The sequence below is a fragment of the Pseudomonas sp. genome (genome assembly GCF_050739995.1).
Taxonomy (GTDB): Bacteria; Pseudomonadota; Gammaproteobacteria; order Pseudomonadales; family Pseudomonadaceae; genus Aquipseudomonas.
In genome coordinates this window covers 1-6,338 of the sequence record NZ_JBOICG010000714.1, presented here as the reverse complement: position 1 = coordinate 6,338, position 6,338 = coordinate 1, and the positions used below count along the sequence as shown (strand labels likewise).

Annotated in this window: 5 protein-coding genes; 4 read left to right on the top strand and 1 reads right to left on the bottom strand. The window is 60.0% G+C overall.

Going from position 1 to position 6,338, the window contains the following annotated elements; all coding sequences use genetic code 11:
- Both ACRESD_RS24175 and ACRESD_RS24170 read left to right on the top strand, forming a co-directional pair.
- Positions 1-160 (top strand): PepSY domain-containing protein (locus ACRESD_RS24175; protein ID WP_431753209.1); only part of this gene is annotated, 160 nt, incomplete at its 5' end.
- Positions 161-343: 183 nt separating this feature from the next.
- Complete coding sequence (locus tag ACRESD_RS24170) at positions 344-1,516, top strand: GAF domain-containing sensor histidine kinase (protein ID WP_431753207.1); 1,173 nt, start codon at positions 344-346, stop codon at positions 1,514-1,516.
- On the opposite strand, the gene ACRESD_RS24165 is transcribed toward ACRESD_RS24170, so the two are convergent.
- The gene (locus ACRESD_RS24165; RefSeq protein WP_431753208.1) at positions 1,517-2,125 is read right to left on the bottom strand and encodes a methyl-accepting chemotaxis protein; all 609 of its coding nucleotides are present in this window, start codon (positions 2,123-2,125) and stop codon (positions 1,517-1,519) included.
- 1,282 nt (positions 2,126-3,407) lie between these two features.
- Between ACRESD_RS24165 and ACRESD_RS24160 the strand changes: the two genes are divergently transcribed.
- Both ACRESD_RS24160 and ACRESD_RS24155 read left to right on the top strand, forming a co-directional pair.
- A complete protein-coding gene (locus ACRESD_RS24160) occupies positions 3,408-4,430 on the top strand; it encodes a transporter (RefSeq protein ID WP_431753206.1) in 1,023 nt (340 codons plus the stop codon).
- Between the two features lie 237 nt (positions 4,431-4,667).
- Positions 4,668-6,284 (top strand): inorganic phosphate transporter, encoded by a 1,617-nt coding sequence (locus ACRESD_RS24155; RefSeq protein ID WP_431753205.1) that lies wholly within the window; start codon positions 4,668-4,670, stop codon positions 6,282-6,284.
- The last annotated feature ends 54 nt before the right edge of the window (positions 6,285-6,338 follow it).

Sequence of the window (6,338 nt, the reverse complement as noted above, 5' to 3'; positions counted from 1 at the left end):
GGCCAAACACCCTGGCGCGATCATCACCGACACCGAGCTGGATCACAAGAACGGCGTGCTGGTGTACGAAGTCGACGTGACCGATACCACCGGCAAGAAGTTTGACGTCAAGCTTGACGCCAAGACCGGTAACGTCCTGGAAGACAAGCAAGACACCTGAGTCGGACTCATGAAAAACCGCGTCACCTTCGGGTGGCGCGGTTTTTTATGGGCGTTCGAATGCCTGGGGGAGCATCAGCGTCCAGTCCTCGAATGAAATTACACCGACCGCGCGCAAGGTCGCTAGAATCTCATTTATTGGCCAGGGCAAAACGCCCAGTAGCCGCCTGTTCGAGACTGTCGCATGGGGCAAAGAGCCGCCGACATCGCCACCATTGGCCGCATCAGTGCCGTACCCGCGATGCTCAAAGTCATCAGCGACATGACCGGCCTGCGCTTCGCTGCCGTCGCCCGGGTGACCAACGACAACTGGACTGCCTGCGCCGTGCTCGATCAACTGGACTACGGCATCGGGGTGGGTGGCGAGTTGGACCTGACCACCACGATTTGCTACGAAATTCACAGTTCGCATGAATCCGTGGTGATCGACAAGGCCAGTGAAGACCCGATCTACCGCACCCATCCCACTCCACGCCTCTACGTGTTTGAAAGCTACATTTCCGTGCCGGTGTTCCGTACCGATGGGAGTTTCTTCGGCACGATCTGCGCGCTCGACCCCAACCCCGCGCCCCTGCGCGGTAGCACCATCCAAGCGACCATGGAATCGTTTGCCCGCCTGCTCTCGCTGCAAATCGAAGCCGAAGAAAACCAGCAACAGACCGAAGCCGATCTGCAGGAAGAACGCGGAACCGCCGAGCTGCGCGAGCAGTTCATCGCAGTACTGGGGCATGACCTGCGCAACCCGTTGTTTGCCGTCAACTTCGGAGCCGAGCGGCTACTGCGCAAACATTCCAACCCCGCGACCGACCCGCTGGTGCGCCATATTCTCGCCAGCGGGCAACGCGCGTCACAACTGGTCGAGGACGTACTCGACTTCGCCCGTGGCCGGATGGGCAGCGGCATTGCCCTGCACCTCAACGACTGCGTGGATTTGCAGGAAGCTTTGCAGCAGGTGGTAGCCGAAATGCAAAGCGTACATCCGCAACGGTTGATCCACGCCGATATCGGCGACCTGAGCGGCGTGTATGGCGACCGCGAGCGCCTGATGCAATTGCTCTCCAACTTGGTGGCCAATGCCGTCCATCACGGCAACCAGAACAGCCCGGTGTATGTCACGGCACAGATTGAGCGTGATCACTTGTTCCTGACGGTGAAAAACGCCGGGCAGATCAGCGAGCAGGCCTTGCCGCGTCTGTTCCAGCCCTTTTCACGCCCGGTTTCCGGTACGCCCCAGGCCGGCCTGGGTCTGGGGTTGTATATCGTCAAGCAGATTGCCGATGCCCATGGCGGAGAGTTACACGTGACCACCCACGCACAATACGGCACCCAATTCAGCTTCAGCTTGCCCCTGCCCTGATCACGCGCCCAATCGCGCCGTCACTTCGTTCAGCTCACCGGACAAGCTGCGCAGGTTCTGGCTCGCCGCTTCAGTGCGCTGCACATTGTCCATGTTCGCCGTGGCCACGGTGGTGATCTGGGTGATGTTGCGCGAAATATCTTCGGCCACCGATGTTTGTTCCTCCGCCGCAGTGGCGATCTGACGGTTCATGTCGCGGATCGCTTCCACAGCCTGGGTGATATGACTGAGCATCGCCCCTGCCTGGGTGACTTTTGCCACGCTGTCATCGCTGCAGGACTGGCCGCTGACAATCGCCTCGGCCGCATCCACCGCGCCGGTTTGCACCGCCTCGATTATCTGGTTGATCTCGATGATCGACGACGCCGTACGTTGCGCCAGGCTGCGCACTTCATCGGCCACCACCGCAAAACCACGCCCGGCCTCACCCGCCCGCGCCGCTTCAATGGCCGCGTTGAGCGCCAGCAGGTTGGTTTGCTCGGCAATCCCGCGGATCACTTCCAAAACCTTGCCAATCCGTGCGCTGTCGGTTTCCAAGCGACGGATGATGGTGCCGGTATTGAGAATTTCCGTGCGCATCTGGCCGATGGTGGCGATGGTCACTTGCATCACTTCACCGCCTTCGCGGGCCGAATGATCCGCCTCATCGGCGGCCCGCGAAGCGCTGGCGGCGTGGCGTGCAACCTCCTGGGCAGTGGCGGACATCTCGGTCATGGCCGTCGCTACCTGGTCGGTCCGACTGAATTGTTCGTGGGTACCCGTCGCCATCTGACCGGCAATCGAATTCAACTCGCCACTGGCGCTGACCAGGTCGGTGGCACTGCGTTGCAAGCGGCTGAAAGTTTCGGCCAAGAAGTCGCGCAAGGTATTGGCAGCGGCGGCCAAGTGGCCCAGCTCATCCTGACGACGGCTGGCCACTCGTTCGGCAAAACGCCCGTGGCTCAGTTGAGTGACGTAGTCGATCAAGCCACGAATCGGCAGGATCAAGTTGCGGTTGATCAAAAACAGGCTGAACACACCAATGAGCACGCCGGACAGCAGCATGATCGCAAGGCCCAGCATCACCGTGCGCTCGGCATGGGCGCTGATGCTCAAGGATTGTTTCTGGCCTTGATCACGCAGGTCGCTGACCAGAGCGCTCATTTGCTCGCTGGTGTCGCGATCAACACCTTTGACTGCGGTATCGCCAACCGTCGGGTCGGCGCCAGCGGCCAAGTAGGCATCACGTCCTTTTTCGTAAGCCAAGCCCAACTGCTGATGTTCCTGGCGCAGGGCCTCGATGCGTTTGCTCAACGCCGTGTCGTCGTGAGTCTGGGTGACCAGCCGTGTCAGGATGTTTTGCACATCACGCTGGCGGTCCTGGAACTGGCCCCAATACTTGGTCATGTCCTGGGGTTGCTTGCCGCGCAGCAGCACGTTTTTCCATTCCTGCACTTGCACCTTGAATTGCAGGTTGGCTTCGTCGATCAGTTGTGAAGTGAGCAAGGGCCCGTCGATCAAGCTGCGATAACTCTGCACCCCATTGGAGAGGAAGTTGAAACAGGCCAAGGCGATCAACAGCATCGCCAGCAAGCTGCCACCGAGCAGCGACAAGATTTGTGCTCTCAAGGAGGTTCGCAAAACATTCATCGGGGTAACGCCTCGATACAAGGGAAGTGGTGCATGCACGCCGCAACTTCCCTGTCATCAAAGGCACCGCTGCTCCACAGGGTGCTTATGCGCTGGATCGGCTGTTCCAGACACTTCTTGAGGCTAACTGACCAGTGGTCAAAAAAGTGTCTTGAAGCGTCGCGCAAACCTTAAACGGTCACAAAATTGTCAAATATCCTTGCAATGATTCGCCCACGCGAACCTGTGAAACGTCCTACAGGCGCTTTCTCTGCGAGCCTCCATGAACCACAGCATCGACCACGGCCATCAGGATTCCGATCTGTTTGGCCTGCTTTACGGTTTTCGTTTTCGACCCGGCGAAAAGGGCGAGCAGATTGATTCGGCCACCGCGCTCAAGGCCTTGCAGGCACCGGACGATCCACAAGAGTTTCTGTGGCTGCATTTGAACCTGGCCCACGCGGCCTGCCAGCGCTGGATGCAGGCGCACTTGTCATTGCCCGAAGAGTTTTTCGAGGCCCTGCACGAAGGTTCGCGCTCCACCCGTATCGAGCACGTCGACTCGGCCTTGCTGGCGGTGGTCAACGACGTGGTGTTCAACTTCAGCAGTATGGTTTCGTCGGATATTTCCACGTTGTGGGTGTGCGCCCGCAGCCGCTTGCTGGTGAGTGCGCGCCTGCAACCGTTGCACTCGGTGGACAAACTGCGTTCGTCGGTCAAGGCCGGTGAGCACTTCCGCTCCCCCCTCGAATTGCTGGTGCATTTGCTGCGCGATCAAGGCGAAGTACTGACGCAGATTGTGCGCAAGACCAGCCTCAGCGTCGACCATATCGAAGACCAGTTGCTGTCCTCGCGCTTGTCCACCAACCGTGCCGAACTGGGGGCCGCGCGTCGTGTGCTGGTGCGCCTGCAACGCCTGCTGGCGCTGGAGCCGGGCTCACTGTTGCGGCTGCTCAATCGCCCGCCGCAATGGCTGCAAAAAGAAGACGTGAAGGAGCTGCGCAAATCCACCGAGGAGTTTGCGCTGATCATCAACGACCTGACCGCCCTCGGGGAGCGCATCAAGCTGTTGCAGGAAGAAATTGCCGCCAACTTGAACGAGCAAAGCAACCGTACGCTGTTTACCCTCACCGTGGTGACGGTGCTGGCGCTGCCGATCAACATCATTGCCGGCTTTTTCGGCATGAACGTAGGCGGCGTACCGCTTTCCACAGACCCGGAAGGGTTCTGGATCCTGGTGGCGTTGGTGGCGACGTTTACCCTGATCGCCGGGCGCTGGGCCTTTCGCAAGCGCAAAGATTACTGATCTTGCAATGCAATCAAAACATGTGGGAGGGGGCTTGCTCCCGAAAGCGGCATGTCAGCTACAAATTAGTTAACTGCTCGACCGCATTCGCGAGCAAGCCCGCTCCCACATTGGGTACCTCGGTGTTTATTGGACCGGCGGCAGGTTCAATCCCCCTAAACACTGACATACCGCAGCATCTCTGTAATATTCTGCAATGATCATGAACGACATCCTCCCCACACTGGATGCTCCGGCATGGCCACCCCTTCCCTGACTGCTTCCACCTCCGCGTCACACGCAGACCCCAAACCCAGGCTGGACAAGAAACCCGGCCTGCTGACCGTGATCATTTTCTTCGCAGTGCTCGCCATGGGCCTGTTGTTCACGGCCTATAGCCTGATGCATGACATGAATGAGCTGGGCACGGTAGTCACCACCTGGACGCCCTTCCTGCTGCTGGGTGTGGCGCTGTTGATCGCCTTGGGCTTCGAGTTCGTCAACGGTTTTCACGACACCGCCAACGCCGTCGCCACGGTGATCTACACCAACTCACTGCCGCCGCATTTTGCCGTGGTGTGGTCGGGCTTTTTCAACTTCCTCGGCGTGCTGCTTTCCAGCGGTGCAGTGGCGTTCGGCATCATTGCGTTGCTGCCGGTTGAGTTGATTTTGCAGGTTGGTTCGTCGGCCGGCTTCGCGATGATCTTCGCCCTGCTGATCGCGGCGATCCTGTGGAACCTCGGCACCTGGTGGCTGGGGTTGCCGGCGTCGTCGTCCCACACCCTGATCGGCTCGATTATCGGCGTCGGCGTGGCGAATGCCTTGATGCACGGGCGTGACGGCACCAGCGGTGTGGATTGGAGCCAGGCGATCAAGATCGGCTACGCCTTGCTGCTGTCGCCGCTGATCGGCTTCGTCTTTGCCGCGATGCTGCTCCTGGCCCTGCGCGCCTTTGTGAAAAATCGCTCGCTGTACAAGGCCCCCAAGGGTGACACCCCGCCGCCCTGGTGGATTCGCGGCATGCTGATCGCCACCTGCACCGGTGTGTCGTTCGCCCACGGTTCCAACGACGGCCAGAAGGGCATGGGCCTGATCATGCTGATCCTGGTGGGCACCCTGCCCATGGCCTATGCGCTGAACCGCACCATGCCCGCCGAGCAATCGGTGCAGTTCGCGGCGGTGGCCGAAGTAACCCAAGTGGCGCTGGTGAAAAGCGCGCCGCAGGTGTTGTCCGGCGACCCGCGACCGATTCTCTCGACCTACGTGCGCACCAAGGAAGCCACGCCGGAACTGGTGCCCGCCCTCGCCGCCCTCGCCGGCCAGATCGGTGATGAAGTCAAAGGTTACGGTTCCCTGGCCAAAGTCCCCGCCGAATCTGTCGGCAACGTACGTAACGACATGTACTTGACCAGCGAAACCATTCGCCTGATGGACAAAAGCAAGGTCGGCAACTTCGACGCCGACACTCAGAGCAAACTGAAGCTGTTCAAAGACCAGATCGACAACTCCACACGCTTTATCCCGCTGTGGGTGAAGATCGCCGTGGCTATCGCCCTGGGCCTGGGCACCATGGTCGGCTGGAAACGCATCGTGGTAACGGTGGGTGAAAAGATCGGCAAGACCCACCTGACTTACGCCCAGGGCGCGGCCGCGGAAACCGTGGCGATGCTGACCATCGGTGCGGCAGATATGTATGGGTTGCCGGTGTCGACCACCCATGTGCTGTCCTCGGGTGTGGCGGGAACCATGGTGGCCAATGGCGGGGGGCTGCAGATGCGGACCATCCGTAACCTGGTGATGGCGTGGGTGTTGACGTTACCGGCGGCAATCTTGCTTTCAGGCAGCCTCTACTGGCTGTTCACCCAATTGTTCTGACACAACACAGGGCAAAAATGTGGGAGGGGGCTTGCCCCCGATGGCGGTGGGTCA